Below are 24,701 nucleotides of genomic sequence, written 5' to 3'. Positions count from 1 at the left end.
GGGCGGCGGGGGCGACGTCGGCGGGGGTGTCGCCGCCGGGGTCGTGCGTGGGGGCGTGCGTGGGGGCGCAGTGGGGTGCGTTGTGACCGGTCACAGAGAACACCGTCCAGGTCTGGGGAACACCCAAGGGCCGGGCCGGAGGGGCGACCGCATGATGGAGCCACTCGGGTTACCTGTTGGTAACAAACTTCCGCTGTGGAGGCAACAGTTGAGAACCCCACTTCTCCGCTTCTCCCCGACTCACCTGCGCCGGAGAGCCCGTGGCGCCCGGCGCGGTGCACTCGGCGGTACGGTCGGCGGCGCCCTCGGCGCGGCCGTGCTGGCCGGGGCGCTGCTGCTCGGCGCGGTGGCCGCCCCGGCCGGTGCGGCCACCGGGACCGCATCCGCCACGGCCGTGGCCGACGCCGGACTTCCGCCGGACGGGGACTCGGTGGCCTCGCCGCCCGGCGCCAACGACTGGAGCTGCCGCCCGACCGCCGCGCATCCCAACCCGGTGGTCCTGGTGCACGGCACCTTCGCCAACCGCTACGAGAACTGGCTGGCGCTGTCCCCGCTGCTCAAGGGGCTCGGCTACTGCGTCTTCGCCCTCGACTACGGGACCGTCCCGGGCATCACCTCGAGCGGCAGCGGCCTGCTGCTCCCGATCGGCGGGCTCAAGGCGGTGCCCGAGTCGGCGGCCCAACTCGCCCACTTCGTCGACCTGGTGCGCAGCGCGACCGGCGCGGCCAAGGTCGACATCGTCGGGCACTCGCAGGGCGGCATGCTGCCGAACTACTACCTGAAGTTCCTCGGCGGTGCGACCAAGGTCGGCACGCTGGTCGGCCTGGCCCCGTCCAACCACGGCACGACGCTCGACGGCATCACCAAGCTCGCGCCGTACTTCCCCGGGGTCGCCGACCTGATCTACACCGCCTGCCAGGCCTGCCGTGACCAGGCGGTCGGATCGGACTTCAACCGGGCGATGGCCTCCCGGCCCGACACCGTGCCGGGCGTGCGCTACACCGTGATCTCCACCGTGTACGACGAGGTGGTCACCCCGTGGCGGACGCAGTTCCTGAGCGGTCCGAACGTGGACAACGTGGTGCTGCAGGACCACTGCCCGGTCACGGTGGTCGAGCACGTGGCGATCGCCTTCTCGCCCACGGCGCTGCACCTCGTCACCAACGCCCTGGACCCGGCGAACGCCACGCCGGTGCTCTGCGGCTGAGCGGCCCGCGCCGCCCGCGCCGCCCCCGCCGTCCGCCGTCCAGGCGGCGGCGGGGGCGGCGCTGCGCCCGGCGGGGTCAGCGGCTCAGCTCGCGGTCGGGTGGAAGGCCACGACGGCCACGGCTCCCGCCCCGCTCCCGCCGTCCACCGGGAGCCGGAGCTCGTACCGGCCCGGCGCGTCAACCAACGCGGCGTCGTAGCGGGCGAGTTCGAGGCCGTCGAGGTGGGCGGCGCCGGCGAGGCAGACCAGCAGGACGGTCCCGGACGGCGGGACGTCGACGGTGGCGGACGTGGTGCGGACCACCTCGACGGTCGCTTCGACCCGCCCGCGCCGCGTCATCACGTTGAAGTCCACCACCGGTCCGCCCAGCAGTCGGCAGTCCGTGGTGGCGTCCCCCGGGAAGGCGAACGGGCGCAGCGGAGTGTCGACCGGCTGCTCGGTGCCGTCCACGGTGAGCACCATCCCGGCGCCCTCGACCAGGGTGATCACCCGGTCGATGCCCGGGAACACGGAGAACGGCCCGGCCGAGGCGACGTCCGCGAGGCTGACCCGCCAGTCGAAGCCGTCCAGCCCGGCCCCGGCCGGGAACCCGGCGACCTCCCTGGTCACCCCGCCCCCGTTGAGCCACGGGGAGGCCGGGCGCTCGCTCGCCCGCAGTACCTGGATGCGTCCGGAGGTCGTCATGGGGCCGCATCCTGCCACAGCCGGACGATCGACAGCGAACAACTGACAGATGATGAAAGTTGTTATCTGTTTGTTGTTGTCTGTTCGCCGTCGGTTGTCCGCTGTGATCCGTCGGCCCTCAGCAGTCGGCCGTCACCCCCTTCACCCGGCGCCGTCCGGTCGCGAGCCCGTCGCCGGGCCGCCACCGCGCCGCCGCCCCACCGCCAGCGGCAGCAGGGCCGCCGCCGAGGCGGCGACCGCGACCGTGGTCAGGGCGAGCGGCAGCCCGACCGCGTCGGCGAGGAAGCCGATCACCACCGGGCCGATCAGCATCCCGCCGTACCCGAGGGTCGAGGCGAGCGCGACGCCCTGAGGGCCGCCCGCCGCGCCGGCCCGGGCGATGGCGAGCGGGAAGAGGTTGGCGAGGCCGAGGCCGACCAGGACGAACCCGCCGATGGCCGGCGCCGCCGCCGGGGCGAGCGCGGCGAGCAGCATCCCGGCCGCCGCCAGCAGTCCGCCGAGCAGCATCAGCCGGGTCTGGCCGAGCCTGATGGACAGCCAGGTGCCGCCGACCCGCCCGCTGGTCATCGCGAAGGCGTACGCCGCGTACCCGGCGGCGGCCGTCCCGGCGCCCGTGTGCACGTCGTCGGTGAGGTGCAGCGTGGTCCAGTCGGCGATCGCGCCCTCGCCGTACGCGGTGCACAGCGCGGTGAGCCCGAGCAGCAGGACCAGCAGCCGGACGTGCCCCGCCCCCGTGCGCCCCGGGCGGCGGCCGCCACCCGGCTCCGCCGCACCGTTGTCCGGCGCGACCATCGGCGCGGCCGGGCTGCGCAGCAGGGCGGCGCCCGCGCCGGCGGTGACCGCCAGCCCCAGTGCCCCGCCGAGCGCGAGCGCCCAGGCGGTGGTCAGCCGGTCGGCGAGCAGCCCGCCGAGGCCCGCGCCGAGCAGTCCGCCGAGGCTGTACCCGGCGTGGAAGCTGGGCATGACGGGCCGGCGCAGCTGTGCGACCAGGTCGACGGCGGCGCTGTTCATGGCGACGTTGGCGCCGCCGTACCCGGCGCCGAAGAGCAGTAGCGCCGCGCCGAGCGAGGTGACGGAGTGGGCGTGCGCGGGCAGGGCGACGGCGAGGCTGAGGAGGGTGAGCGAGCCGACCGTCACCGGGCGCGAGCCGTATCGTAGGCAGAGCCGTCCGACGGCGGGCATGGTCAGGACGGCGCCGATGGACAGGCAGAGCAGGGCGAGCCCGAGGGCGCTGTGCGAGGCGTGGACCTGGCTGCGGACGTCGGGGATGCGCACGACCCAGGCGGCGAAGAGGAAGCCGTCGACGGCGAAGATCGCGGTGAGCGCGAGGCGCGCGGTGCTCCAGGGGCTGTCCGTCGCCGGGGGTGTGCTGCGAGACTGGGTCGGGGTCCGGTCGGGGCGGGAGAGGGGCCGGGGGAACGAGCAGATTTTGTTTCGAAGCGGCACAAAGTCACAATAGGGGCGTGCAGCTCTCACCTTCAAGCCCTCGGCCCGGCACCGGGAACGGCTCCGACGCGCAGCGCGACGCCCACCGCCGCGCGGCTCCCGACCGCGGCCGGACGCTGCTCGGCCCCGCGCTCTCGCTCATCCACACCGGCCAGGCGCCGACCCGCTCGGCACTGACCCGCGCACTGGACGTCACCCGGGCCACCGCCGGCGCCGTCACCGCCGAGCTGGAGGCGCTCGGCCTGATCACCGTCGACTCCCGCCCGGCCGGCGGCGGCCGCGGCCGGCCCTCGCACCGGCTGGCGATCGACCCGCAGGGCCCGGTCGTGGTCGCCGGGCAGATCCACGCGGACGGGCTGAGCGTCACCCTGGCCGGCCTCGGCGGGCTGCTCGACCCGCCCGTCCACCTGCCGCTGCCCGCCGCCACCGACCCGGTGCGGATGCTGCGCGCGGTCGCCCAGGCGGGCGCCGAGCTGACCCGCGCGACCGACCGCCGCTGCCTCGGCGCGGCCCTCGCGCTGCCCAACCCGGTCACCGAGCCGGACGGCACCGCGCTCGCCGCCCTGCACTTCGCCTGGCCGAGCGGCACGCCCGTCGCGGACCTGTACGACGTCGAGGTCGGCCGCGCGGACCACGGCCCGAACGCCCTGCACCCGCTGCCCGCCGCCATCGCCAACGACGCCAACCTGGCAGCGCTCGCCGAGTACCGGCACGGCGCCGGCCGCGGCGCCCGGCACCTGCTGCTGGTCACCTCGGGCCACCGCGGCGTCGGCGGCGCGCTGGTGATCGACGGTCACCTGCACACCGGCAGCGCCGGCCTCGCCCTGGAGGTCGGCCACCTGACCGTCGACCCGCAGGGCCGCCCCTGCAATTGCGGCAACCGGGGCTGCCTCAACTCCGAGACCGACCCGGACGCGCTGTTCGCCGCCGCCGGCCTCACCCTGGAGCCGGGGCGCCCGCTGCTCGACCAGGCGCGCGACCTCTGCCGGGCCGCCGCCACCGACGAACGGGCGCGGGCGGCGGTCGAGCACGTCATCGACCGGCTCGGCCTCGGCCTCGCCGGGGTCGCCAACATCCTCAACCCGGACCGGGTGGTCCTCAGCGGGCTCCACCTCGACCTGCTGGAGGCCGCGCCCGAGCGGCTGCGCGCGGTGGTCGCCGAGCGATGCCTGTGGGGGCGCAGCGGCCGGGTGCCGATCGTCGGCGCGGAGCTCGCGCACGGTGCGCTGGCCGGGGCGGCGGAGCTCGGCTGGGGGCCGTACCTGGCGGACCCGCAGTCGGTGCAGGCGTAGCGGGCGCCGGGCGGGTGCGGGGTGCGTCTCCCCGGCCCGCCCCCGGGCCCGCCCCCAGGCCCTGCCGGCGAGGTAATAAGCGGAAGCTGGGACTTCGAAAAAGGTCACTTATCGTGACTCTCCTATACTCGTAGTGAGCAAAAGGGGGGTTTCGACGAGGGAGAGCGACCATGAGCACCCAGCCGGGCGGCCAGCAGGACACGGACGGCGCGGTCGGAACGGACTCGGCGGGTGCGGTCGGAGGCACCGAGCCGACCGTCGACGTCGACCGCACGGACCCGCAGTACCGGGCCTGGCTCAAGGAGGCGGTGCGCAAGGTCCAGGCCGACGCCAACCGCTCCGCCGACACCCACCTGCTGCGCTTCCCGCTGCCGCCCGAGTGGGGCATCGACCTCTACCTCAAGGACGAGTCCACCCACCCGACCGGCTCCCTCAAGCACCGCCTGGCCCGTTCGCTGTTCCTGTACGGGCTCTGCAACGGCTGGATCCGCCCCGGCAAGCCCGTCATCGAAGCCTCCAGCGGCTCCACCGCCGTCTCCGAGGCGTACTTCGCGCAGCTGATCGGCGTGCCGTTCATCGCCGTCATGGCCAAGAGCACCAGCCAGGCGAAGATCGACCTGATCCAGTTCCACGGCGGCGAGTGCCACCTCGTCGAGCGCTCCGACGAGGTGTACGAGGCCTCCGCCCGGCTCGCCGAGGAGACCGGCGGGCACTACATGGACCAGTTCACCTACGCCGAGCGGGCCACCGACTGGCGCGGCAACAACAACATCGCCGAGTCGGTCTTCGCCCAGCTGCGCCTGGAGCCGCACCCGGAGCCGGCCTGGATCGTCGCCACCGCCGGGACGGGCGGCACCTCGGCGACCATCGCCCGGTACGTGCACTACATGCAGTACGACACCCGGATCTGCGTGGCGGACCCGGAGAACTCCTGCTTCTTCGACGGCTGGGTGAACCACGACCCGGACGCGGTCTGCGAGAGCGGGTCGCGGATCGAGGGCATCGGCCGGCCCCGGATGGAGCCGAGCTTCGTGCCCGGCGCGATCGACCGGATGATGAAGGTTCCTGACGCCGCCTCGATCGCGGCCGTGCGACTGCTGGAGGACGTGCTCGGGAAGAAGGCGGGCGCCTCCACCGGGACGGGCCTGTGGGGCGCGCTGCGGATCGTCGCCGAGATGCGGGCGGCGGGCCGGACGGGCAGCGTGGTCAGCCTGATCTGCGACCCGGGGGACCGCTACCTCGACAAGTACTACTCGGACGACTGGCTGGCCGGCGAGCGGATCGACATCGCGCCGTACCGGGCGGCCCTGGAGTCGTTCCTGGTGGGTGGCGCCTTCGCGGACTGACGCCGGCCCGGCCGGCCGGCCGCCGGGCTGCTGCTCACCGGGTGCGGCAGCCCGGCGGCTCCCGTTCTCTTTCCTGTCGGCGCTAGGAACGGGAACGACGACAGGTCGGTTCGCCGCTCGATTGTCTAGCGGTGCTAGGGTCTGGATATGTCGATTCATCAGCGCCGCGAGCGCGAACGCGCCGAGCGGCACCAACTGATCATCAGGACCGCCCGGGAGCTGGCCGAGGCCGAGGGCTGGGACGCGGTGACGACGCGCCGGCTGGCGGAGCGGATCGAGTACAGCCAGCCCGTCCTCTACAGCCACTTCGCGGGCAAGACCGAGATCGTCGCGGCCGTCGCGGTGGAGGGGTTCGCGGAACTGGCCGCGGGCCTGCGGACGGTGGTCGCCGCGGCGGACGGCCCGGCGGGGGCGTTCGCCGCGGCGGCGCGGGAGTACCTGGCCTTCGGCCTCGCCAACCCGGCGCTCTACGACGCGATGTTCACCCTCGTCACGGACCTGCCGTTCGGCCGGCCCGAAGCGCCCGCGTCGCTGCACGAGGCCTTCGAGGTGCTGGCGGGAACCTTCGCGGAGGCGGCGGGGGAGGAGGACCCGGTGGTGTTCACGGAGGTGGGGTGGGCGGCCCTGCACGGGCTGGTGACCCTGGCGCGCGGTGGCCGGCTGCAGTCGGACCTGGCGGAGCAGCGGGTGGACCTGCTGGTGCGGCGCCTGCTGGGGTAGCGGCCGGCCGGGGCGGCGGGCGACGGATGGCGGCTGACAGGTAACGACGAACAGCTAACAGATTCTGAAAGCTGAAAGTTGAAAGCTGTTATCTGTTATTTGTTCGCTGAAATCTGTTCGCCGTCATCCCTCGGCCCGCCGCCCGACCCCCGCCGTCAGTCATCGGACCGACGCCGGATCACCACCCGGCCGAACACGATGCCGATCCCGCCTCAACGCGCCCGCACAGCCAGCGAGTTCCGGGTGCCGCTGGCCGGTGCGAGCGGCTGGTCAGGGCAGCGGCGCGGTCGGCAGGTCGGCGGGGACGAGGAGCTGCAGTTCCTCGGTGGACGGGTCGGCGAGGTGCGCGACCCGGACGGCGTGGCGCTCGACCATGGTCTCGAACACCTGGCGCGCAGTGCGCCCGTTGCCGAAGTTGGGCCCGCGCTCCAGCCCGGCGAAGTGGCCGAGCAGGGCGCTCTCGGTCTCCTCGGAGAGCGCGTACTCGTGCTCCGCGCACTGCGCCCGGGCGATCTCCAGGAGTTCGTCCGCCGTGTAGTCGGGGAAGCTGATGGTGCGTGAGAAGCGGGACGAGACACCGGGGTTGGCGGAGAGGAAGCGCTCCATCTCGGCGGTGTAGCCGGCCACGATGACGACCACCTCGTCCCGGTGGTCCTCCATCAGCTTGACCAGGGTGTCGATGGCCTCGCGCCCGAAGTCCCGTGCGCCGTCCTCCGGTGCGAGCGCGTACGCCTCGTCGATGAAGAGCACCCCGCCGCGTGCCCGGTCGAAGGCGGCGGCGGTGCGGATCGCGGTGGAGCCGATGTGCTCGCCGACCAGGTCGACCCGGGCGACCTCCACCAGGTGTCCGCGCTGGAGCACTCCGAGCGAGGCGAGGATCTCGCCGTAGAGCCGGGCGACGGTGGTCTTCCCGGTGCCGGGGGCGCCGGTGAAGACCAGGTGCCGGCGCAGCGAGGGCGCCTTGAGGCCGGCCTGTCGGCGCCGCCGCCCGACCGAGATGAGGTCGATGAGGGTGCGCACCTCCTGCTTCACGGTGGCGAGCCCGACCAGCGCGTCGAGTTCGGCGAGCGCCTCCTCGGCGGGCCGGCAGTCCGGGATCGGTCCGATCGCCGCGGTCGCCGACGCACTGCCGCCGACGGCACCGACGCCGGTGGAAGCGGTTGCGGTGGCCAACGCGGCTGCGGCGGTGGTGAGTTGGGGAGACCGGGGCGCCGGCAGGTCCGAACCGCCCGCCCCCGCCCCGAAGCCCGTACCCGCGCTGGCCCCGAACCCCGCCCCCAGCCCCGGGGCCGTCCCGAAGGCCGCCCCGACGTCGTCCGAGGTACACCCCTCAGCGACCGGCCCGGGTTCGGAGAACTCGAACCCGGCCCGCTCGTTCTGCTCGGCCCGGCACCGGGTGAGCTGCGTGCGGCATCCGTCGATGATGTGGAACCCGAAGCCCTTGCCGTGCGAGACCCGGCAGTCCTCGAAGGTGCCCCGGCCCTGCGCCGAGACGTACACCCCGGCGTCGGTGCTGGCCCGGACGGTGCAGTCGCGCAGCACCGGGTCGGCGCCCTTGGTGACGATCACCCCGGTGGCGACGTCCGAGATCTCGCAGTCGGTGAGCAGCCCGCCGCTGCCGTGGTCGCGGAACCACAGCCCGGTGCCGGCCTCCTGGACCCGGCAGGCGGTGAGGGAGGCCGTCGCGCCGCCGCTCACCGAGACCGCCGAGCTGCGGATCCGGCTGAAGGAGCAGCCGGCGGCGGTGGCGGCGGAGTCGCGGTCGAGGACGAACAGGGCGTCCGGCAGGTCGTGCAGGGAGCAGTCGGTGAGGGTGAGCCGGGCGCCGTCGCTGACCCAGAGCGCCGGGTACTCGCCGGTGGAGCCGTGGATCTGGCAGGACTCGGCGACGGCTTCGGTGCCCTGGTCCCAGACGGAGAGCGCTCCGCGACCGAAGTCCCGGATGGTGCTGTGCGCGAGGTTGAGCCGGGCGCGTCCGCGCAGGTCGGCGCCGTTCTCCGGGACGTCGTGCACCCGGCAGCCGGTGAGCGCGAGTTCGGCTTCGCCGTCGAGGGTGAGCCCGTTGCCGGTGACGCGGTGGATCTCGCAGTCGACCAGCCGTCCGCCCGCGTGGGCGTCGGCCTGGACGCCGCTGCCGCGGATCTCGTAGATCTCGCAGCCGGTCAGTTCGGCCGCGCTGCCCGGGTCGGAGAGCAGCACCCCGGCGCCGGCGGCGTGGTGGATGCGGCAGCGGTCGAGCGCGGCGGTGGCGCCGCCGAGGACGGCGAGCCCGGCCTGTCCGGCGGCGGCGACCTCGCAGTCCTCGAAGGCGGCGGCGGTGCCTTCGCCGCGCAGCCGCAGGCCGAGTCCGGCCGGGTTGGCGACGACGCAGCCGCGCAGGGTGGGCCGGGCGCCGTCGCCGATCTCGACGCCGGTGGCGGAGCGGGTCTCGATCCGGCAGCCGCTGAACGCGGGCGTGGCCTGCGCGCCGGTGACCAGGACGGCGGGGGAGGAGCTGTCGGTGGCCTCGACGACGAGGTCGCGGACGGTCGCGGCGGCGGTGACGGTGAGCGCCACGCCGCCGGCGGGCTCGATCCGGACGGTGCCCGGTCCCTGGGCCGGGACGAGGGTGACCGCCTTGTCGAGCAGCACGTTCTCCCGGAAGGTCCCGGGCCGGACGGTCACGGTGTCGCCCGGTTCGGCGGCCGCGAGCGCCTCCGTGAGGGTGTCGTACTCGCCCGCGCGGCGACGCCAGCGGGATGCGCTGTCCTGGGTGACCCGGACCCTGTGCTCAGCCATGACGGTCTGTCGTCCCCACCTTCGTCACCTCGGTCGTCCCCACCTTCGTCGGACCCACTTTCGTCGGGCCCACCTTCGTCGGGCCGGCGAACGGGCCTGCGATCAGCGGACCGTCCGCGCGGGGGCGTGCCGGGCCGTCCGCCCACCGTAGCGCGCCCGCGCGGGTGCTCCGGCCGCCCGCCGTGGTGCGGGGGCCGGGCGGGCACGGGTGGCACCCGCCGCGGCCACAGGTTCCGACCACTTGCTTCAACGAGCGCGCACAGCCCTGGTTCCGTACCGGTCGGGGTACGGTCGCCGGTTCAGCGCCCGCCGCCGGGCCGACGCGCCCCGTCGCAGGTCGGAGCCGGTCGGCCCGGCCCGCAGCGGCCCGGCCTGCGTCAGCCCGGCCTGCGTCGGCACAGCATGCGTCGGCACGGCACACGCCGGCTCAGCGCGCCTCGGTCACCGGCCACTGCGCCCCGTCCTCCAGCACCTCGACCTCGTCGCCGAGCCGCAGCGTGCCGAGCACGTCGCCCTCGACGCCGGCCGGCCGCTCGGGGATCAGGTTCTGCCCGAACGCCGCCTTGCCGAGCAGCCGGTGGTGCCGGGCCAGGGTGCGCAGCGGCTCCTTGCCGCGTCGTTCGCCGGTCTCCTGGTCGGTGGTGGTGATGACGCAGCGGCCGCAGGGCTTGACGACCTTGAAGGTGAGCTCGCCGATCCGGATCCGGCGCCAGCCGTCCTCGGCCCAGGGCTCGGTGCCGGAGACGACGACGCTGGGGCGGAAGCGCTCCATGGGCAGGGGTTCGTGGCCGTCCGGGTTCTCGGCGGCGATCAGCTCGTTGAGGCGGTCCAGCGAGGCGGTGGTGGTGACCAGCAGCGGGTAGCCGTCGGCCATCGAGACGGTCTCGCCGGGTTCGCTGAAGTCGGGTTCGATCGCTCGGGCGCGCGGGTCGTCGAGGTGGACGAGGCGGTAGTCGCCGAGGTGTTCGGCGATCCAGGCGTGGGCCTTCTCGTCGGCTTCGGCGGCGTGGAAGTGGTCGCCCCAGACCTCGACGTCGGCGAGGGGTGCGCCGGTGGCGACGGTGGGGGCGGCGACCTCGATCCGGGAGCCGTCCGGGGCGGTGAGCTGGAGCGCGCCGCCGGGCAGCAGGTCGGGCCGGATCTGGCCGAGGGCGGTGTTCTCGCGCTGGCTGACGAAGCGTCCGGTCGGGTCGGCGAGCATCCAGCGCCGGTCTCCGGCCAGGCCCCAGGGTTGGACGTCGGCGCTCTGGGGGCTGAGGCGGTACATGGACTTGACGGGGTAGACGTGGAGTCCGGTGAGCTGCATTCCCCCATCCTGCCAGCCGCGTGCCCGCCGCGGGGAAGGGCCCCCTGGCCGCGGGAAGGGCCCCGGCTGCGGTGCGGCCGGCCGGCGGCGCGTTCGGGAGGGCTGCCGAGGCGCGTGGGAGTGCCCCCGTACGCGCACGGACCGCCCGGGTAGCCGTGAGGGGCGTACCGGGCGGTCCGTGGATGACCCGTTTCTCCGTTCGCCCGGCGTTCAGGGGGCGCCGGGTGGTGCTCAGGTGGTGCGGGTTCGGGCCGGTGGGGTCGGCCCTGGGTGTTCGGTCAGCGGCTCAGTAGCCCTGGCCCTGCGACTGGTAGCCGCCCGGCGCCCCGGTGGTGAACTGGCCGGGCTCGGCGTATCCGCCGGGCCGCTGCGGCTGCATCGGGCGGACGGGCGCGACCGGCGCCATGGCCGGGAGGAGCTGGGTGCTGCCCATGGCCTGGTCGCCGCCCGGGCCGGGGAAGCCGGGGCCGGCGGGCTGCGGGCCGCCGAAGCCCTGCGGGGTGCCGAAGCCCTGGGGCTGGCTGCCGGGCTGCGGGTGGCCGAAACCGCCCGGGCCGGCGGGCGGTTGGGCGCCGAAGGTCTGCTGGCCGCCCTGGCCGACGAAGGTGTTCTGGCCGCCGAAGCTCTGGCCGCCGGTCGGCTGGTAGCCGCCCTGGCCGAAGGAGGGCGCGGCGGGCTGCGGCCGCTGGTACGGCTGGGGGGCGCCGTAGCCGGGGAGGGACGGCTGCGGGGCGGCGGCGTACGCCGGCGCGGGCTGCGCGGGGATGTACGCGGTGGCCGGGCCGGCGGCGGGGGCGCTGCTCGGGCCGGGGCCCAGGGCGAGGCGGGCGGGCGGCAGCGCGGGGAGGTTGCTGCCGGCGCTCTCGTACCCGGCGCCGTACCGGTTGTCGTAGGACTGGCCGAGGCCGGATCCGTACCCGGACGACAGCGCCGGCGGCAGGGCGGCCGGCACGTTGATGGGTGCGATCTGGGGGACGCCGCGCTCAGCCACGAGGCTGTCGTAGATCGGCGTGCTGGAGGAGAAGGACGGAGAGGGGTAGCCGACTCCGTCGTAGGAGCGGGGCGAGGTCATGGGGCATACGGTAAGCCCACAATGCGCCTGCTGAGGAGAGCGGGAGGGGGAGCAGTTCGAGTGTTTACACAGTCTTCGCTCGCACAAAGGTTTCGAAAGTAGGAAGAACGGACAAACCGGCAACCAGTTCCGGACAACCCCGACGTAACGTCAGTGATCGAACAGCGCCCGGACGGCATCGCCGGAACCCCGTGGGGTGACCGGGCGGTGGACGGCAGTGGGCCCTCCGGAGAAACTTTTACGGACGGGGCGTGCGCCGGCGCATTCGAGCCCCCGCCGACCTGGCGACGGGGGCTCGTGAATGTTTCGGGGATAAGGTCCCCGTCAGCGCTTCGGAGCCGGCGTCGCACCCCCGGGTGGACCGTCCCTGACCTGCGCCGCAGCGGCGGCCCCGGCGGGGAGGACGTCCCCGGCGGGACGGGCGGCCCCGGCGCGGCCGGTCCCCCGGCCGGGCGTCAGCTGGACTGCAGCGCCTGGGACTGCGCGGGCAGCCCCGGCCGGGCGGCGACCTCCGAGGTGCAGAACGAGCAGCGGCTGGCCGCGGCCGGGATCGGGCTGAGGCACTCCGGGCAGTCGACCTTGGCGGCCGGTGCCGGCTTGTCCTTCTCGAAGCGCGCCTGCAGCTTGCCGACCGGCACCACCACGGCGAAGTAGATCACCGCGGCGACGAGCACGAAGCTGATCAGCGCGTTGACGAAGACGCCGTACGGGAAGTCGGTGCCCCCGATGTCGAAGGTCTTCTGGGTGAAGTCGCCGACCGCGCCGGTGGCGACCCCGATCAGCGGGGTGAGGAAGGCGGTCACGAACCCGGTGACGACGGCGGTGAAGGCCGCGCCGATCACGATGCCGACCGCGAGGTCCACCACGTTTCCGCGCAGCAGGAAGCTGCGGAATCCCTTGAACACCGGATGACTCCAAATCCGTACGGGGGAGGGGGAGATGGGGCGGCTCGGCGCGCGCCCCGGTCGGACATGGTGCCGAGGCCGCCGGGCCGAGGTCCAACCGCGTTCACCCGATCTGCGTAACCGGTCACCCGCCCCCGCCCGGCCGGGCCCCGGCCGCGCGCCCGCCCCGGCGCGTCCCGCCGGGCCGCGTGCGGGCCCTCCGCGTACCTGCCGATCCCGGGCCGCCGGCGGGGTGTCCGGGCGGGCGCGAGCCGGTCCTTGACGGGGCGCGCGGCCGGGCCGTCGGAGGCGCCGCGGCGCGATCGGTGACGTGTCGGGGCGCACGGCGGGCGCAACCGGCGCACGACGGCGGCAGATCGGCGCACACCGGGTGTACGGGCGCGGGCTTACGGGCCACCGTCAGGTTGCGCGAAGGGGCTGTAACGCGCGTTGCGCTGTGCCAAGGTCGGTCCATGCCCGACCATACGGCGGCCGAACCGGCCGGAACCCGCCCCCGCGTGCTGCACCTGATCAGTGACCAACGCCGCGGCGGCGCCCAGAACTTCGCCCGTGACCTCCACCGGGAACTGCGCCGCCGGGGCCAGTCCTCCGCGCTGTGCGCCCTCGCCCCGCACCCCGCCGCCGACGTCCGCGGCGGCGGACCGGACGGGAGCGGCCCGGCGGGCGCCGACCCGAGCGTCGTCGCCGTCGGCGCGGAGCCCGACCGGGCCACGGCCGCAGCCGACCGGGCCCCCGCCGTACCGGGCCCCGCGTCCGCCGCCGTCCTCGGCCCCGGCCGGCTGCGCCCCAGCACCCTGCGCGCGCTGCGCATCGCCGCCCGCTCCGCCGACGTGGTGCTCGCCCACGGCTCGCACACCCTGGCCGCCTGCGCCCTCGCCCTGGCTGGCACCCGCACCCCCTTCGTCTACGTCTCGGTCGGGCACCCCTGCTACTGGACGGCCAACCGGCTGCGCCGGGCGCGCGGCGACGCGCTGCTGCACCGCGCCGCCGCCGTCACGACGCTCACCGAGGAGGCCCGCACCGTCCTGGAGGAGCAGTTCCGGCTGCCTGCGGGCAAGGTCCGGGTGATCCCCAACTCCCGTGCGGCGGAGAGCTATCCGCCCGCGGACGGCCGGGCCGGCCGGCGCGCCGCCCGGCACGCGCTGGGCCTGCCCGCCGACGTCCTGCTGGTCGCCTGGATCGGCGCGATAGCTCCCGAGAAGCGCCTCGACCTCGCCCTCGACGTGCTCGACCGGCTGCCCGACGTCCGGCTCGCCGTCGCCGGCGACGGCCCGCTGCGGGAGACCCTGGCCCGCCACCCGGCCGCCGCCCGCGCCCACTTCCTCGGCCCGCTGCCCGACCCCGTCCCGCTCTACCGGGCCGCCGACGCCCTGCTGCTCACCAGCGACAGCGAGGGCGTGCCCGGCGCGCTGATCGAGGCCGCGCTGGCCGGGGTGCCCGCCGTCGCCACCGACGTCGGCTGGGTCCGCGAGGTGGTCCGGGACGGCGCCACCGGCGCGCTCGTCGCCCCCGGGGACCCGCTCGCGCTGGCCGAGGCCCTGGGCAAGGTGCTGGCCTGCAACCGCGACGGCCTCGGCGCGGCCGCCCGGGCGCACGCGCTGGAGCACTTCGAACTCGGCGCGGTGGTCGACGACTGGCAGCGACTGGTCGCCGAGGTGTGGGCCGGGTGCGAGGCGCCGCGCGGCTGAGCGCCGCGGAGGCCGAGCACCACGCGGCCGGACCCCGCCCGGAGTACGGCCCGGAGTACGGAGAACGGCCGGGCGCTGCGCCGATCGGGCGAATCCCGGCCCGGCCGTACCGTACCGACTCGCCGGTAACGGTTCGTCACCAGCACACTGCCCGGTGTGAACTCGAAGTCGCTGCTGCGCTCCACCGTCCTGCTCGCCGTCGCCGCCGGGATCGTCGCGTCCCCCGTCCAGGCGGGCGCGCTGAGCCGTCAACCCCCTGCCGAGGGCGTCCAGTTCGTCAAGCTCGACCACCCGCAGCCGGTGCGCGAGAGTGCCCGCACCGAGGCCGTCGAGTTCTTCTGGTACGACTGCAGTCACTCCCAGCAGCTCGAACAGCCGCTGGTGGGCTGGGCCGAGCGGCACCGCGCGGACGTCGCGCTGCGCCGCGTCCCGGCGATCTGGCCGGGCGCCGAGGAGGCGAACACCCAGCGCGCCCACGCCCGGCTCTTCTACACCCTCGACCGCCTGGGCCTGGTCGACCAGCTGCAGATCGCCGCCTTCCGCTCCATCCACACCGACCGGGCCGACCTCACCACCGAGGACGCCGCCACCGACTGGGCGGTGCGGCACGGCGTCGACGCGCTGCGCTTCCGCCAGACCTACCGCTCCGTCGAGGTGCGGCAGTCCGTCGACGAGGCCGCCGCCGAGTTCGTCCGCTACGGCATCAACGAGCTGCCCACGGTGGTCGTCCAGGGCGAGTACCGCACCTCGCCGACCAAGGCCGGCAGCGTCGAGGCGATGCCCGAGGTGCTGGACTACCTGGTGCAGCAGGAGCAGCTGCGCAAGCACTGAGCCCCGCCCGCTCCGAGGATGACGATCGGTCAGCTCGCTCCGGCGCACACCCTTGCCTAACCATTCAGATGCTGTTTAATGGTTAGCATGAGCGAGCTGACGATCCCGCACGTCCACCACCGCCACGTCGACCTCGACGGCCTGCGCGTCTTCTACCGCGAGACCGGACCGGCCGAAGCCCCCGTCCTCCTGCTGCTGCACGGCTTCCCCTCCGCCTCGCACCAGTACGCCCGCCTGCTCGACGCGCTCGGCACCCGCTACCGCCTGATAGCCCCCGACTACCCCGGCTTCGGCAACAGCGACAGCCCCGCGCCCGACGCCTTCTCGTACCGCTTCGAGACCCTCGCCGACGTGGTCGAGCGCTTCTGCCTCGCCCTCGGCCTCGACCGCTTCGCCCTGTACGTCTTCGACTTCGGCGCGCCCGTGGGCCTGCGCCTCGCCACCCGCCGGCCGGACTGGATCACCGGCCTGGTGGTGCAGAACGGCAACGCCTACGAGGAGGGACTGTCCGACCGGGCGAGGGAGTTCATCGCCCACAAGCGCGGCGTCCCGGGCGCCGAGGACGTCGCCCGGTCGATCCTCACCCTGGACGTCACCCGGAGCCAGTACGAGGGAGGCACCGGCGACCCGAGTCTGGTCGCCCCGGACGGCTGGACGCTCGACCAGCACTTCCTCGACCTGCCCGGCCGCAAGGACATCCAGGTCGAACTGGCCCTCGACTACTTCTCCAACCTCGAGCTCTACCCGGTCTGGCAGGACTGGATGCGCGCCAACCAGCCGCCCGCGCTGGTGCTCTGGGGGCTGGGCGACCCGTTCTTCACCGAGGCGGGCGCCCGCGCCTACCTGCGTGACCTGCCCGGGGCCGAGCTGCACGTCTTCGACACCGGGCACTTCGCGCTGGAGGAGAAGCTGCCCGAAATCGCCCCGCTGATCGACGACTTCCTCGCCAGGACGCAGAAGTAGCGGGCTCCGAAGGGGAATTCAGTCGCGGCGCAGCAGGTAGGTGACGAAGCCGAGGGCGCCCCGGTAGCCGTGCAGCCACTGCGCCCGGTGCCGGTCCGCGGCCTCCCGGGCGGCCCCGGCGTCGGGGTCCTCCGGGTGCTCCAGCGCCCACTCGGCCAGCGCGCCCGTCCAGCTGAACTCGTAGGCGTCCCACTCCGGTTGGGAGCTCACATGGCCGTCGACCGGAGTCCAGCCGGCCGCGATCACCCGATCGGTGGTGGTCGCGAGGCCGGCGTGGTCCTCCCGGGCCGCCGCCAGGGCGGTCAGTGCGGCCTCGGACGGCTCGCGTTCCCAGAACCCCTCGCCGACCAGCAACCGGCCGCCGGGGGCGAGGAGTTCGCGGGCCGCCGCCAGGGTCGGCAGCAGTCCGCCGAAGGCATGGGTGGCGCCGACGCACAGCACCAGGTCGAACGGCTCGCGGCTGCGGAACTCCCGTGCGTCCAGGTGGTGCAGGCCCAGCCGGCGCTCGACGCCGAGCGCCGTCGCGCTCTCCCGGGCCCGGGTCAGGCCGGCCGCGTCCAGGTCCACGCCGACCGCGCGCCAGTTCGGCTGCGCGGCCAACAGCCGTACCAGCCAGGCGCCTTCGCCGCAGCCGAGGTCCAGCGCGCGGCCACCCCCGGCGCCCGCCGCAGCCCGCTCCAGCAGACGGGCCACCGAGTCGTCCGACAGCGGCGCGGCGATCGGGCGGCGGGCGTGGGCGAGGCGGGAGATCCGTTGGCGGTCCATCCGCGCAGTATGGATCCGATCGGCCGGGCGTGCCAGGGGACGGGCACCGGTCCGACGGGCCGGCGCGGCTACCGGTGGGAGTACGTCCGGCCCTTCCAGGCCGCGCCCCGCCCGCGCCAGTGCTGCAGCGCCGAGTCCACCGTCATCAGCAGGTACAGCCCGGCCGTGAACGGCAGCAGCAGCGCGGCCCGGCTCGGCTGCCCGTAGTAGCGCAGCATCGGCCGGTACGTGCCGGTCATCAGCACCCACGCCGCCGCGCCCGCCGCCGTCACCGGCGCCGACCCCGCCACCACCCCGGCCACCGCCGCGACCGGCGGCACCAGGTAGACCAGCGCCAGCCCCAGCACCGTGCCGAGCAGCAGCAGCGGCGAGTGCCGCAGCTGGGCGTAGGCGCTGCGCGACACCATCCGCCACAGCTGCTCCAGACCCGGGTACGGGCGGACGCTGTCCACCGCGTCGGCCAGCCCCAGCCAGGTCCGCCCGCCGGAGGACTTCACCGCCCGGGCCAGCGACACGTCGTCGATCACCGCGCCCCGGATCGCCGCCACCCCGCCCGCCCGCTCCAGCGCCTCCCGCCGCACCAGCGAGCAGCCGCCCGCCGCGGCCGCCGTCCGGTTGCCCGGACGGTTGCTGCGGCGGAACGGGTACAGCTGGGCGAAGAAGTACACGAACGCGGGCACGATCAGCCGCTCCCAGCCGGTCTCCACCCGCAGCCGGGCCATCTGCGACACCAGGTCGAGCCCGTTGCTCTCGGCCGCGGCCACCAGCTCGGCCAGCGAGTCCGGGCCGTGCGCGATGTCCGCGTCCGTCAGCAGCAGGTACTCGGCGTCCGGGCCGGCCAGCTCCACCCCGTGCCGCAGCGCCCACAGCTTGCCCGTCCAGCCCGGCGGCAGCGGGGGAGGAGTGGTGACGGTCAGCTCCAGGCCGTCCACCGACCGCAGCTCCGCCGCCAGCGCGCCGGTGCCGTCCGAACTGTGGTCGTCCACCAGGATCACCCGCGCCCGCCCCGGGTACTTCTGCGCCAGCAGCGTCGGCAGGCTCAGCGGCAGCACCGCCGCCTCGTCCCGGGCCGGCACCACGACCACCGCCTGCGGCCAGCGGACGGGCGGGCGGCGCGGCGGCAGCCGGACGTCGGTGCGCCAGAACAGGCCGTGGCAGCACGCCAGCCAGAGCCAGACCAGCAGGGACAACGCGGCGATCCACAGCAGGACGGTCACTCCGGCAGTCTGCCGCAGAACGGGCCGGGCCGGGCGGATCGACTAAAGTCTTGCCCCGTGAAGATCGCACTGATGGACTCCGGAATCGGCCTGCTGGCCGCCGCCGCCGCGATCCGGGAGCTGCGCCCGGACGCCGACCTGGTGCTGTCCTCCAACCCCGCCTCCATGCCGTGGGGGCCGCGCACGCCCGAAGAGGTCACCGAACTGGCGCTCGGCTGCTGCCGGGCCGCCGCGGAGCTGGAGCCGGACGCCCTGGTGATCGCCTGCAACACCGCCTCGGTGCACGCGCTCGCCACCGTGCGGGCCGAACTGGAGCCCCGGATCCCGGTCATCGGTACCGTCCCGGCGATCAAGCCGGCCGCCGCGCTCGGCGGCCGGGTCGCCATCTGGGCCACCCCGGCCACCACCGGCAGCGCCTACCAGCGCGGGCTGATCCGCGACTTCGGCGGCACGGCCGAGGTCACCGAGGTCGCCTGCCCGGGCCTGGCCGACGCGATCGAGTACGGCGACGAGGACGCGATCGCCGCCGCCGTCGCCGACGCGGCCGCCCGCACCCCGGGCGGCACGGACGCCCTGGTGCTCGGCTGCACCCACTACGAACTGGTCGCCGACCTCATCCGCACCGCCGTCGCCCCGACCGCCTCCCCGGCGCTCACCCTGCTCGGCTCCGCCGACGCCGTCGCCGCCCAGGCCCTGCGCCGCATCGCCGACCCGGCCACCACCGGCACCGGCACCCTCACCGTCCTCCACGCCGGCGCCCCCGCCACCCTCCCCCCGGTCGCCACCCACTACCCCCAGGGCCGCGCCCTGACCGCCCTGACGGCCTGACCGGTTCCCGCAGGCCGGCTCCCCCTCGCTCCAGCCGCGCGCGAGCTCCTGCGCAGGAAGTCGACGAATTCGACTTCCTGCGCTTCCACGTCTCTACGAGCGGGTGCGCCGCCGGGCGCGGAATGCCGGCTGGCCCGGGGCCCTGGCGTGAGAAGTCGGCGGGCCAGGCTTCCCGTGCTGCCGCGCGTCCCCTGAGGGCCCCTGAGCGGCCTATCTCTGACGTGCGGGCGCCTGAACGGAGGCGTGGAAAGTCGGCGGGCCCGACTTCCTGTGCGATAGCTCGTCCCGCAGAGGTGTCTGAGGGGCGTCCTTCCCGCAGGTGGTGCCCCTGCGGGCAGCCCTGCTCGGGGAAAGGGCGGCTGGCGAGGTGCGGCATCGACCTCCGGCGCTTCCACCTCTGACGTGCGGGCGCCTGAACGGGGGCGTGAGAAGTCGGCGGGTTCGACTTCCTGTGCGGCAGCTCGTCCCGCAGAGGTGTCTGAGGGGCGTCCTTCCCGCAGGTGGTGCCCCTGCGCCCGGAGAAAGGGCGGCTGGCGAGGTGTGGCTCCGCGTGGGAAGTCGGCCGGTTCGACTTCCTGCGCTTCCACCTCTGACGTGCCGGCGGCCCGACTTCCCGTGCGGCAGCTCGCCCCCCGGGGCCCCATGTGTGGCACCCGGGTGGGCCGTGTGTGGGAAGTCGGCTCAGCCGACTTCCCACACACGGCCGCCCCGGGCGGGTGGTCAGGCGACGGCCTGGCGGCGCCAGCGGCGGTAGGCCGGTTCGAGGCCGGAGAGGATGGTGTCGAAGCGGCGGGTGCTGGTGGTGGAGTCGACCTGGAGGCGGCTGATCTGCAGGGGGCTGGTGGGGAGCCGGGGCCCCAGGCGGTGGTCGGAGAGGAACCCGAGCCGGTAGCCGAGTTCCTGCAGGACGGTCTCGGCGCGCGGGTCGTGCCCCCCGTCCGGGTAGGCGAAGGCGATCGGCGGTTCGCCGAGCCACCGGCTGAGGGCCTCGTGGGCGCCGGCGATCTCCGCCCGGACGGTCTCGTCGTCGCAGCGGCCGAGGCACGGGTGCCCCTGGGTGTGGTTGCCGATGGCGACGCCGCCGTCCCGGAGGGCGAGCAGGTCCTGCGGGGTGAGCTGTTCCTGGCTGGGCGGCCGCCGGTCGGCGCTGGCGCGCAGCTCGTGGAGGCTGCGGCGGCGGTCCGGGTCGGGCATGGCCTTGAGCCGGCGGAGCAGCTGGGAGGGGTGGCCGCAGTCGAGGGAGCGGGCGCGGCCGCCGTGGCGGGCGAGGAAGTCGGCCTCGTGCCACCAGAAGGGGCGCTCGGTGCCGATGAGTTCGGAGATGACGAAGGCGGTGGCCGGGATGCCCCGGGCGTCGAGGGCGGGCAGGGCGTGGGTGAGGACGCTCCGGTCGGCGTCGTCGAAGGTGACGAGGACGCTGCGGGGCGGCAACGGCCGGCGTTCGGTGACGGCCTGGAGGACGGAGGCGAGCGAGACCGGGGTGGCGAGTCTTCGGAGCCGGTCGAGCTGGGCTCCGAAGGTCCGGTGGTCGGTCACCCCGTGGTAGGCGAGCACGGCGAGCCGCTGGGCGGCGCGGGCGCGGAACAGCGGCTGGACGGGGGCGAACCGCAGCCATTCGCCCCGTGCGTCCTGCTGGTCCTCGCCGGTGGACGGGCGGTGCGGTCCGGCCGCCCCGCGCGGTCCGGTGCGTGCGCGGCCGACGCCCCCGTGGCGGTCGGCCGCGCAGGTGCCCGCCCCCGGTGGCGGTAGTGCGCGGAGGTTCGGTGCGGGCCGGGTGGGGGCCCGGGAGATCGACGTGGTGGACTGGGACTGCGGCACGGTTCCCCCTCGGTCGCCGAGCGGCGTGGCGGTACCGCCGGAGGACGGAGCCCGGCCTCCGACCCCAGGGTGCGGCGGTTCCGCCCCCTGGGAATTCCGGTTCGCGGTGGGGGGTGTACACCCTTCCCGCGAACGGCTCCCGGATCACTCGATGCCCATGAGACCGCTGCACCGGGTGGATGGTTGTACCGGGGGGACGAGGATTTTTCGTGGACTGATTGTGGAGTCGGAATGCACTCCTCCGCCTGCCGGGCCGGCGGTCGCCCGATTCCTGATCACCCTGCGGCCCCGTCGCGCGGGGTGATCGGCCGCTGACTGCGCGCGTGCTGCCCGCGGCGCCGGGCCGGGGTACCTTGGGCTCATGGCAGATGCGGACCGTGATCCCCTCCACCTGCACGGCGCGACCCGGATGGCCCGTGCGTGGAGCGGCTGCGCCCTGGTGACGCACCGGATTCCGCTGGCGGTGGTGGGTCTGGCCTGCCTGGCGCTGGGCATCGTCGTGGCGGTGGCGGTTCCGGACAGTGACGGGCCGGCGTGGGCGATGGCGGTGGCCGGGTGCCTGGCCGCCGGGGTTCTGCTGCTCGGTCGACTCGCGGTCGGACGGCTGCGCTGCCGCCGCCGCGCGGCGCTTTGACGGGGCGCGGACAAATTCCCGCCGGCCTTCGCCGACACCCATAGGACGAGTGGCCGACAAGGCGACGTCCGGCGCGCCTGGTGCGGAAGATCGAACGAAATTGGTCAGATCGACCGGATTCCGTACTGTCGGCCAATCTTCTTCGCTTCTCTTTCACCATTCCGGGGTACTGAGTACATCTCCTTCTTTCACTGAATGCGCATCTCCCCGGCGGCCGGACGCCGACCGCCCTCGGTAGGCTGCGCCGCATGGCCATCCCCGCGTTCCTCGCCGACCTCCGCGCCCTGGTGGGCACCCGACCGCTCTGGCTGAGCGCCGTCGTCGCCGTCGTCCGGGACGACGACGGCCGGGTGCTGCTCGCCCGCCGGGCCGACGACGGCCGGTGGGCCTCGGTCGGCGGGATCCTGGACCCCGGCGAGCAGCCGGCCGACGGCGTGGTGCGCGAGTGCCTGGAGGAGACCGGCGTGCGGGTGGTGCCCGAGCTGCTCGCCTCGGCCACCGTCACGCCGCAGGTGACCTACCCGAACGGCGATGTGACGCAGTACCTGGTGCTGACCTTCCGCTGCCGCGCGGTCGGCGGCGAGGCGCGGGTGAACGACGACGAGTCGCTGGAGGTCGGGTGGTTCCCGCTGGACGGGCTGCCGCCGATGATCGAGGCCGAGCACGAGCGGCTGCGCCACGCGCTGGAGTGCGCCGGCCCGGCGGTGTTCAGCTGGGAGGGCGTCGAGCGTCCCTGAACGGGCGTTCCCGCGGGCCCGGCTCAGCCCTTGTGCTGCCGGTAGGCCTCCTCGGCCGCGTCCAGCACCGCCGTCAGGTCGCCGCCCGCCGTGGCGGTCGCGGTGGCGGCCACCGCGCCCTCGACGAAGGGCGCGTTCGCGAAGCGGACCGGGAACGGCAGCCCGTGCTCGTCGGCGTCGGCCAGCAGCGCCCGGACGGTGGTGACCGCGCCGCCGAGGTCGGCGAGCACCACCACGCCGTGGCCCTGGTCGACCCGCCGGGTGGCGGCGGCCACCAGCACCGCGCTGATGCCCGGCCCGTCCGCCGGGTCGCCGCCGGTCGCCGCGACCGGGGCGGGGGAGTCGGAACCGGCCAGCGCGAGCGCGAGGGCCCGTACGGCGATGGCCAGATCCCGGCTGTGGGAGACCAGGACGACCCCGACGCGCCCGTGTCCGGCCGGCCGGGCCGGGGTGGGCCGGGGCAGCGGGGTGGGCACGGGTGGCGTTCGGGGCGCCGGGGGGTGGGCGGACGGGGCGTCGGAGATGGGGATGACATCGGCGCGGGTGCCGTCCCGGCGGCTCATCGGCTGCTCCCTTGGGCGATCACGGGCATGTCGCGGGCCTTGCACGGGTGTTCCGTACGGCCGCTGCGCGCGGGGGTCCGGCAGGGCTGTTCCGGGCGGGTGCCGTGCGCGGGATGCCGCGGGGGCCCGGCGGGCCCGCTGCCGGGCGCTCTGGCGCCACTCTGGCAGCTGCGGGGGTCGCGCGCCGGTCGGGACACGCCCTCGAGGGCTCTGCGGGCGCCCTCGGGCGGACGTCGGCCGCCCGCGCGGGGGAGACCTGGGGAACCCGCTGACCGGGGTCGTGGGCTGTGGCTAGGCTGGCCCTCGGAAAGCCGTCGGGAGGAGATCGATCAGTGGCAGTCAACAGCGGCACGGACGTTCAGGCGGGCGGGGCGGAGCCGGAGCTGGCGCCTAGCGGGAAGCCGAAGGTGGACTTCACCGGCGCGGAGTGGCTGTGCAGCAGCCAGGGTGTCGGGGATGTCCAGATCGCGTTCGTGGACGGGTACATCGGGATGCGGGACGGCCGCCAGGAGGACGGGCCGGTCCTGGTCTTCACCCCGGCCGAGTGGCGGGCCTTCGTGCTCGGTGCCCGGGACGGCGAGTTCGACCTGACCTGAGGGGCCCGGCCCGGGGCCTCGCCTGAGGCCTCGTCGGACCGGCAAGTCGGGGAACAGGGAGACCGGGAGACCGGGAAACACCGAGGAAGTGGAGCGGTCCCGTCCAACGGGTCCGCTCCGCAGGTGATTCCGGACACGAACATCACAACTGATGATCGATTGAGCGTGCCCCGTCAGAATTTCTGTTGACTGTTAGACAAACGCAGCTCAGAGTATGAGCACAGGCAGACGCCGTGCCCACCGCCCCCACGCGGCCAGACACGGCGCCTGCTGTGCGGCCCGGCAGCGCTGCCAGGCCATCCTCCCAGTCTTCCCCTGCGCACCGGGGGTGCGTCGGCCGGTCCCGGCCCACGAGGGGCCGGCAGTCGCCGGGAGGCTGGCGCCGAACCCGAGAGCGACTCGGACGCGGCACCTTCGCTCGGGACCCGCACGCCCCCACGCGGCGGCGTCCCGAGCAAGATCCACGGGAGCGACGGGCCGGGGCCCCGCGGATCTGGCTTGTGATGGTGGAACTGTTGGCTTGTGTGTGGTGCTGTGTGCTGCGACGACGAAGCTGGGTGCTCGGCGGTTCGGCACGACAGGTGCACAGTGAGGGATACGCGGGTAGGGCCGCGTTGCGACATGCCGTCCCCCCGGAGGGTGAACCCGGAAACGGCTGTCGTGCTGAACCGAACGTAGCCCGGACGGTTGCTCAGAGTCAACATTGGTCTCTGAGCGTCGATCTCCCGTCTGCCACCGGGGAGCCCTCCGACGGTGCCCCACCCACCTCGCGAGGCTGGTGTGCCGGACACGTACGATGGTCCCATGTCATTTCTCCGCCGTCGCTCCGGACAGCCCGCCGGCCCGGACTTCGACGTGCTCGCCATGGACCCGGGCGACTGGCCCGGCGACTTCGGCGCGGCCATGATGACCGGCCCGGACGGCTCCTGCCAGGGGATCTTCCTGCGCTACGACCTGTTCGGCGGCAGAGGCCCGGCGATGTTCATCGGCAACCTCCCCGAGGGCTCGCCCGCCCGGGAGACCGGCGACAACGTGCCCTTCGAGGTGCGGCAGCTGCTCGCGGCGCTGGAGAACGACGAGCCGGTCGAGTTCGTCTCGGCCGAGGACTTCCCGGTGATGCTCGGGGACGACCTGCTGATCGTGAAGAAGGTCAAGGTCAGCGAGGAGCGGGTGTTCTGCTCCCAGTTCGGCCGCAGCGACGGCGTGCAGGTGACCATCGCCTCCTGGGACCGACCGATTTCGGACGACCTGTATCAGCTGCTGAAGCCGCTCCCCGCGGACATGTTCCAGCAGGGCTGACCGGTC

The 24,701-nt window shown here is 74.6% G+C and carries 22 protein-coding genes; 12 read left to right on the top strand and 10 right to left on the bottom strand.

What is annotated here, in order from left to right; translation table 11 throughout:
• Nucleotides 1-316 precede the first annotated feature (316 nt).
• Nucleotides 317-1,207, top strand: coding sequence for an esterase/lipase family protein (locus VM95_RS28345; protein WP_045701902.1), 891 nt, complete (start codon nt 317-319; stop codon nt 1,205-1,207).
• Nucleotides 1,208-1,291: 84 nt separating this feature from the next.
• Here VM95_RS28345 and VM95_RS28340 read toward each other — a convergent pair whose 3' ends face one another.
• Both VM95_RS28340 and VM95_RS28335 read right to left on the bottom strand, forming a co-directional pair.
• Complete coding sequence (locus tag VM95_RS28340; protein ID WP_063773576.1) at nt 1,292-1,891, bottom strand: HutD/Ves family protein; 600 nt, start codon at nt 1,889-1,891, stop codon at nt 1,292-1,294.
• A 141-nt stretch (nt 1,892-2,032) separates the two neighbouring features.
• Nucleotides 2,033-3,337, bottom strand: a complete 1,305-nt coding sequence (locus tag VM95_RS28335; protein ID WP_425265364.1) for an MFS transporter — start codon at nt 3,335-3,337, stop codon at nt 2,033-2,035.
• A 17-nt stretch (nt 3,338-3,354) separates the two neighbouring features.
• Between VM95_RS28335 and VM95_RS28330 the strand changes: the two genes are divergently transcribed.
• From VM95_RS28330 to VM95_RS28320, 3 genes are all read left to right on the top strand, one after another.
• Complete coding sequence (locus tag VM95_RS28330) at nt 3,355-4,629, top strand: ROK family protein (RefSeq protein WP_078860667.1); 1,275 nt, start codon at nt 3,355-3,357, stop codon at nt 4,627-4,629.
• A gap of 170 nt (nt 4,630-4,799) precedes the next feature.
• Complete coding sequence (locus VM95_RS28325) at nt 4,800-5,975, top strand: PLP-dependent cysteine synthase family protein (protein WP_045701900.1); 1,176 nt, start codon at nt 4,800-4,802, stop codon at nt 5,973-5,975.
• A 147-nt stretch (nt 5,976-6,122) separates the two neighbouring features.
• A complete protein-coding gene (locus VM95_RS28320; RefSeq protein WP_045701898.1) occupies nt 6,123-6,695 on the top strand; it encodes a TetR/AcrR family transcriptional regulator in 573 nt (190 codons plus the stop codon).
• A 270-nt stretch (nt 6,696-6,965) separates the two neighbouring features.
• Here the strand turns inward: VM95_RS28320 and VM95_RS28315 are convergent, their stop codons facing one another.
• The 4 genes from VM95_RS28315 to mscL form a co-directional block, all read right to left on the bottom strand.
• Complete coding sequence (locus VM95_RS28315) at nt 6,966-9,473, bottom strand: right-handed parallel beta-helix repeat-containing protein (RefSeq protein ID WP_045701896.1); 2,508 nt, start codon at nt 9,471-9,473, stop codon at nt 6,966-6,968.
• Nucleotides 9,474-9,900: 427 nt separating this feature from the next.
• Nucleotides 9,901-10,779, bottom strand: a complete 879-nt coding sequence (locus tag VM95_RS28310) for an MOSC domain-containing protein (RefSeq protein WP_045701894.1) — start codon at nt 10,777-10,779, stop codon at nt 9,901-9,903.
• Between the two features lie 286 nt (nt 10,780-11,065).
• The gene (locus VM95_RS45705; protein ID WP_052707630.1) at nt 11,066-11,851 is read right to left on the bottom strand and encodes a DUF6643 family protein; all 786 of its coding nucleotides are present in this window, start codon (nt 11,849-11,851) and stop codon (nt 11,066-11,068) included.
• Between the two features lie 455 nt (nt 11,852-12,306).
• The gene (gene mscL, locus VM95_RS28300) at nt 12,307-12,756 is read right to left on the bottom strand and encodes a large conductance mechanosensitive channel protein MscL (RefSeq protein WP_045701893.1); all 450 of its coding nucleotides are present in this window, start codon (nt 12,754-12,756) and stop codon (nt 12,307-12,309) included.
• Between the two features lie 452 nt (nt 12,757-13,208).
• Here mscL and VM95_RS39205 point away from each other — a divergent pair, with 452 nt between their 5' ends.
• The 3 genes from VM95_RS39205 (at nt 13,209) to VM95_RS28285 (ending at nt 16,238) form a co-directional block, all read left to right on the top strand.
• On the top strand, nt 13,209-14,444 hold the full coding sequence (locus tag VM95_RS39205) for a glycosyltransferase family 4 protein (RefSeq protein WP_078860665.1): 1,236 nt from the start codon (nt 13,209-13,211) through the stop codon (nt 14,442-14,444).
• Nucleotides 14,445-14,600: 156 nt separating this feature from the next.
• Nucleotides 14,601-15,275, top strand: a complete 675-nt coding sequence (locus VM95_RS28290; RefSeq protein ID WP_045701892.1) for a thiol:disulfide interchange protein DsbA/DsbL — start codon at nt 14,601-14,603, stop codon at nt 15,273-15,275.
• An 87-nt stretch (nt 15,276-15,362) separates the two neighbouring features.
• Nucleotides 15,363-16,238, top strand: a complete 876-nt coding sequence (locus VM95_RS28285) for an alpha/beta fold hydrolase (RefSeq protein ID WP_045701891.1) — start codon at nt 15,363-15,365, stop codon at nt 16,236-16,238.
• An 18-nt stretch (nt 16,239-16,256) separates the two neighbouring features.
• On the opposite strand, the gene VM95_RS28280 is transcribed toward VM95_RS28285, so the two are convergent.
• Both VM95_RS28280 and VM95_RS28275 read right to left on the bottom strand, forming a co-directional pair.
• Nucleotides 16,257-17,003, bottom strand: a complete 747-nt coding sequence (locus VM95_RS28280; protein ID WP_045701890.1) for an SAM-dependent methyltransferase — start codon at nt 17,001-17,003, stop codon at nt 16,257-16,259.
• Nucleotides 17,004-17,071: 68 nt separating this feature from the next.
• The gene (locus VM95_RS28275; RefSeq protein ID WP_208615546.1) at nt 17,072-18,220 is read right to left on the bottom strand and encodes a glycosyltransferase; all 1,149 of its coding nucleotides are present in this window, start codon (nt 18,218-18,220) and stop codon (nt 17,072-17,074) included.
• A gap of 57 nt (nt 18,221-18,277) precedes the next feature.
• On the opposite strand from VM95_RS28275, the gene VM95_RS28270 reads away from it, so the two are divergent.
• The gene (locus tag VM95_RS28270) at nt 18,278-19,048 is read left to right on the top strand and encodes a glutamate racemase (protein ID WP_045701887.1); all 771 of its coding nucleotides are present in this window, start codon (nt 18,278-18,280) and stop codon (nt 19,046-19,048) included.
• 720 nt (nt 19,049-19,768) lie between these two features.
• Here VM95_RS28270 and VM95_RS28265 read toward each other — a convergent pair.
• On the bottom strand, nt 19,769-20,866 hold the full coding sequence (locus VM95_RS28265) for a polysaccharide deacetylase family protein (RefSeq protein ID WP_244178977.1): 1,098 nt from the start codon (nt 20,864-20,866) through the stop codon (nt 19,769-19,771).
• 361 nt (nt 20,867-21,227) lie between these two features.
• Here VM95_RS28265 and VM95_RS42825 point away from each other — a divergent pair, with 361 nt between their 5' ends.
• Nucleotides 21,228-21,500, top strand: a complete 273-nt coding sequence (locus tag VM95_RS42825; protein WP_052706564.1) for a hypothetical protein — start codon at nt 21,228-21,230, stop codon at nt 21,498-21,500.
• A gap of 248 nt (nt 21,501-21,748) precedes the next feature.
• Nucleotides 21,749-22,237 (top strand): NUDIX hydrolase, encoded by a 489-nt coding sequence (locus VM95_RS28255; RefSeq protein ID WP_045701885.1) that lies wholly within the window; start codon nt 21,749-21,751, stop codon nt 22,235-22,237.
• A gap of 23 nt (nt 22,238-22,260) precedes the next feature.
• Here the strand turns inward: VM95_RS28255 and VM95_RS28250 are convergent, their stop codons facing one another.
• A complete protein-coding gene (locus tag VM95_RS28250) occupies nt 22,261-22,800 on the bottom strand; it encodes a PTS sugar transporter subunit IIA domain-containing protein (RefSeq protein ID WP_078860661.1) in 540 nt (179 codons plus the stop codon).
• A gap of 383 nt (nt 22,801-23,183) precedes the next feature.
• Here VM95_RS28250 and VM95_RS28245 point away from each other — a divergent pair, with 383 nt between their 5' ends.
• Both VM95_RS28245 and VM95_RS28240 read left to right on the top strand, forming a co-directional pair.
• Nucleotides 23,184-23,396, top strand: a complete 213-nt coding sequence (locus VM95_RS28245) for a DUF397 domain-containing protein (protein ID WP_031071451.1) — start codon at nt 23,184-23,186, stop codon at nt 23,394-23,396.
• An 804-nt stretch (nt 23,397-24,200) separates the two neighbouring features.
• Entirely contained in the window at nt 24,201-24,695 is a 495-nt protein-coding gene (locus VM95_RS28240; RefSeq protein WP_045701883.1) for a hypothetical protein, read from the top strand.
• Nucleotides 24,696-24,701 lie beyond the last annotated feature (6 nt).

Source organism: Streptomyces rubellomurinus (assembly GCF_000961885.1).
Taxonomy (GTDB): domain Bacteria; phylum Actinomycetota; class Actinomycetes; order Streptomycetales; family Streptomycetaceae; genus Kitasatospora; species Kitasatospora rubellomurina.
Note: the sequence above shows the minus strand (reverse complement) of the source record. Positions and strands in the feature narration are given on the sequence as shown.

Excerpts from the sequence above, each read along its gene's own strand:
- VM95_RS28340 (WP_063773576.1), bottom strand. The coding sequence starts at position 1,891 with ATGACGACCTCCGGACGCATCCAGGTACTGCGGGCGAGCGAGCGCCCG.
- VM95_RS28325 (WP_045701900.1), top strand. The coding sequence starts at position 4,800 with ATGAGCACCCAGCCGGGCGGCCAGCAGGACACGGACGGCGCGGTCGGA.
- VM95_RS28320 (WP_045701898.1), top strand. The coding sequence starts at position 6,123 with ATGTCGATTCATCAGCGCCGCGAGCGCGAACGCGCCGAGCGGCACCAA.
- VM95_RS28315 (WP_045701896.1), bottom strand. The coding sequence starts at position 9,473 with ATGGCTGAGCACAGGGTCCGGGTCACCCAGGACAGCGCATCCCGCTGG.
- VM95_RS28310 (WP_045701894.1), bottom strand. The coding sequence starts at position 10,779 with ATGCAGCTCACCGGACTCCACGTCTACCCCGTCAAGTCCATGTACCGC.
- VM95_RS45705 (WP_052707630.1), bottom strand. The coding sequence starts at position 11,851 with ATGACCTCGCCCCGCTCCTACGACGGAGTCGGCTACCCCTCTCCGTCC.
- VM95_RS39205 (WP_078860665.1), top strand. The coding sequence starts at position 13,209 with ATGCCCGACCATACGGCGGCCGAACCGGCCGGAACCCGCCCCCGCGTG.
- VM95_RS28285 (WP_045701891.1), top strand. The coding sequence starts at position 15,363 with ATGAGCGAGCTGACGATCCCGCACGTCCACCACCGCCACGTCGACCTC.
- VM95_RS28280 (WP_045701890.1), bottom strand. The coding sequence starts at position 17,003 with ATGGACCGCCAACGGATCTCCCGCCTCGCCCACGCCCGCCGCCCGATC.
- VM95_RS42825 (WP_052706564.1), top strand. The coding sequence starts at position 21,228 with ATGGCAGATGCGGACCGTGATCCCCTCCACCTGCACGGCGCGACCCGG.
- VM95_RS28255 (WP_045701885.1), top strand. The coding sequence starts at position 21,749 with ATGGCCATCCCCGCGTTCCTCGCCGACCTCCGCGCCCTGGTGGGCACC.
- VM95_RS28250 (WP_078860661.1), bottom strand. The coding sequence starts at position 22,800 with ATGAGCCGCCGGGACGGCACCCGCGCCGATGTCATCCCCATCTCCGAC.
- VM95_RS28240 (WP_045701883.1), top strand. The coding sequence starts at position 24,201 with ATGTCATTTCTCCGCCGTCGCTCCGGACAGCCCGCCGGCCCGGACTTC.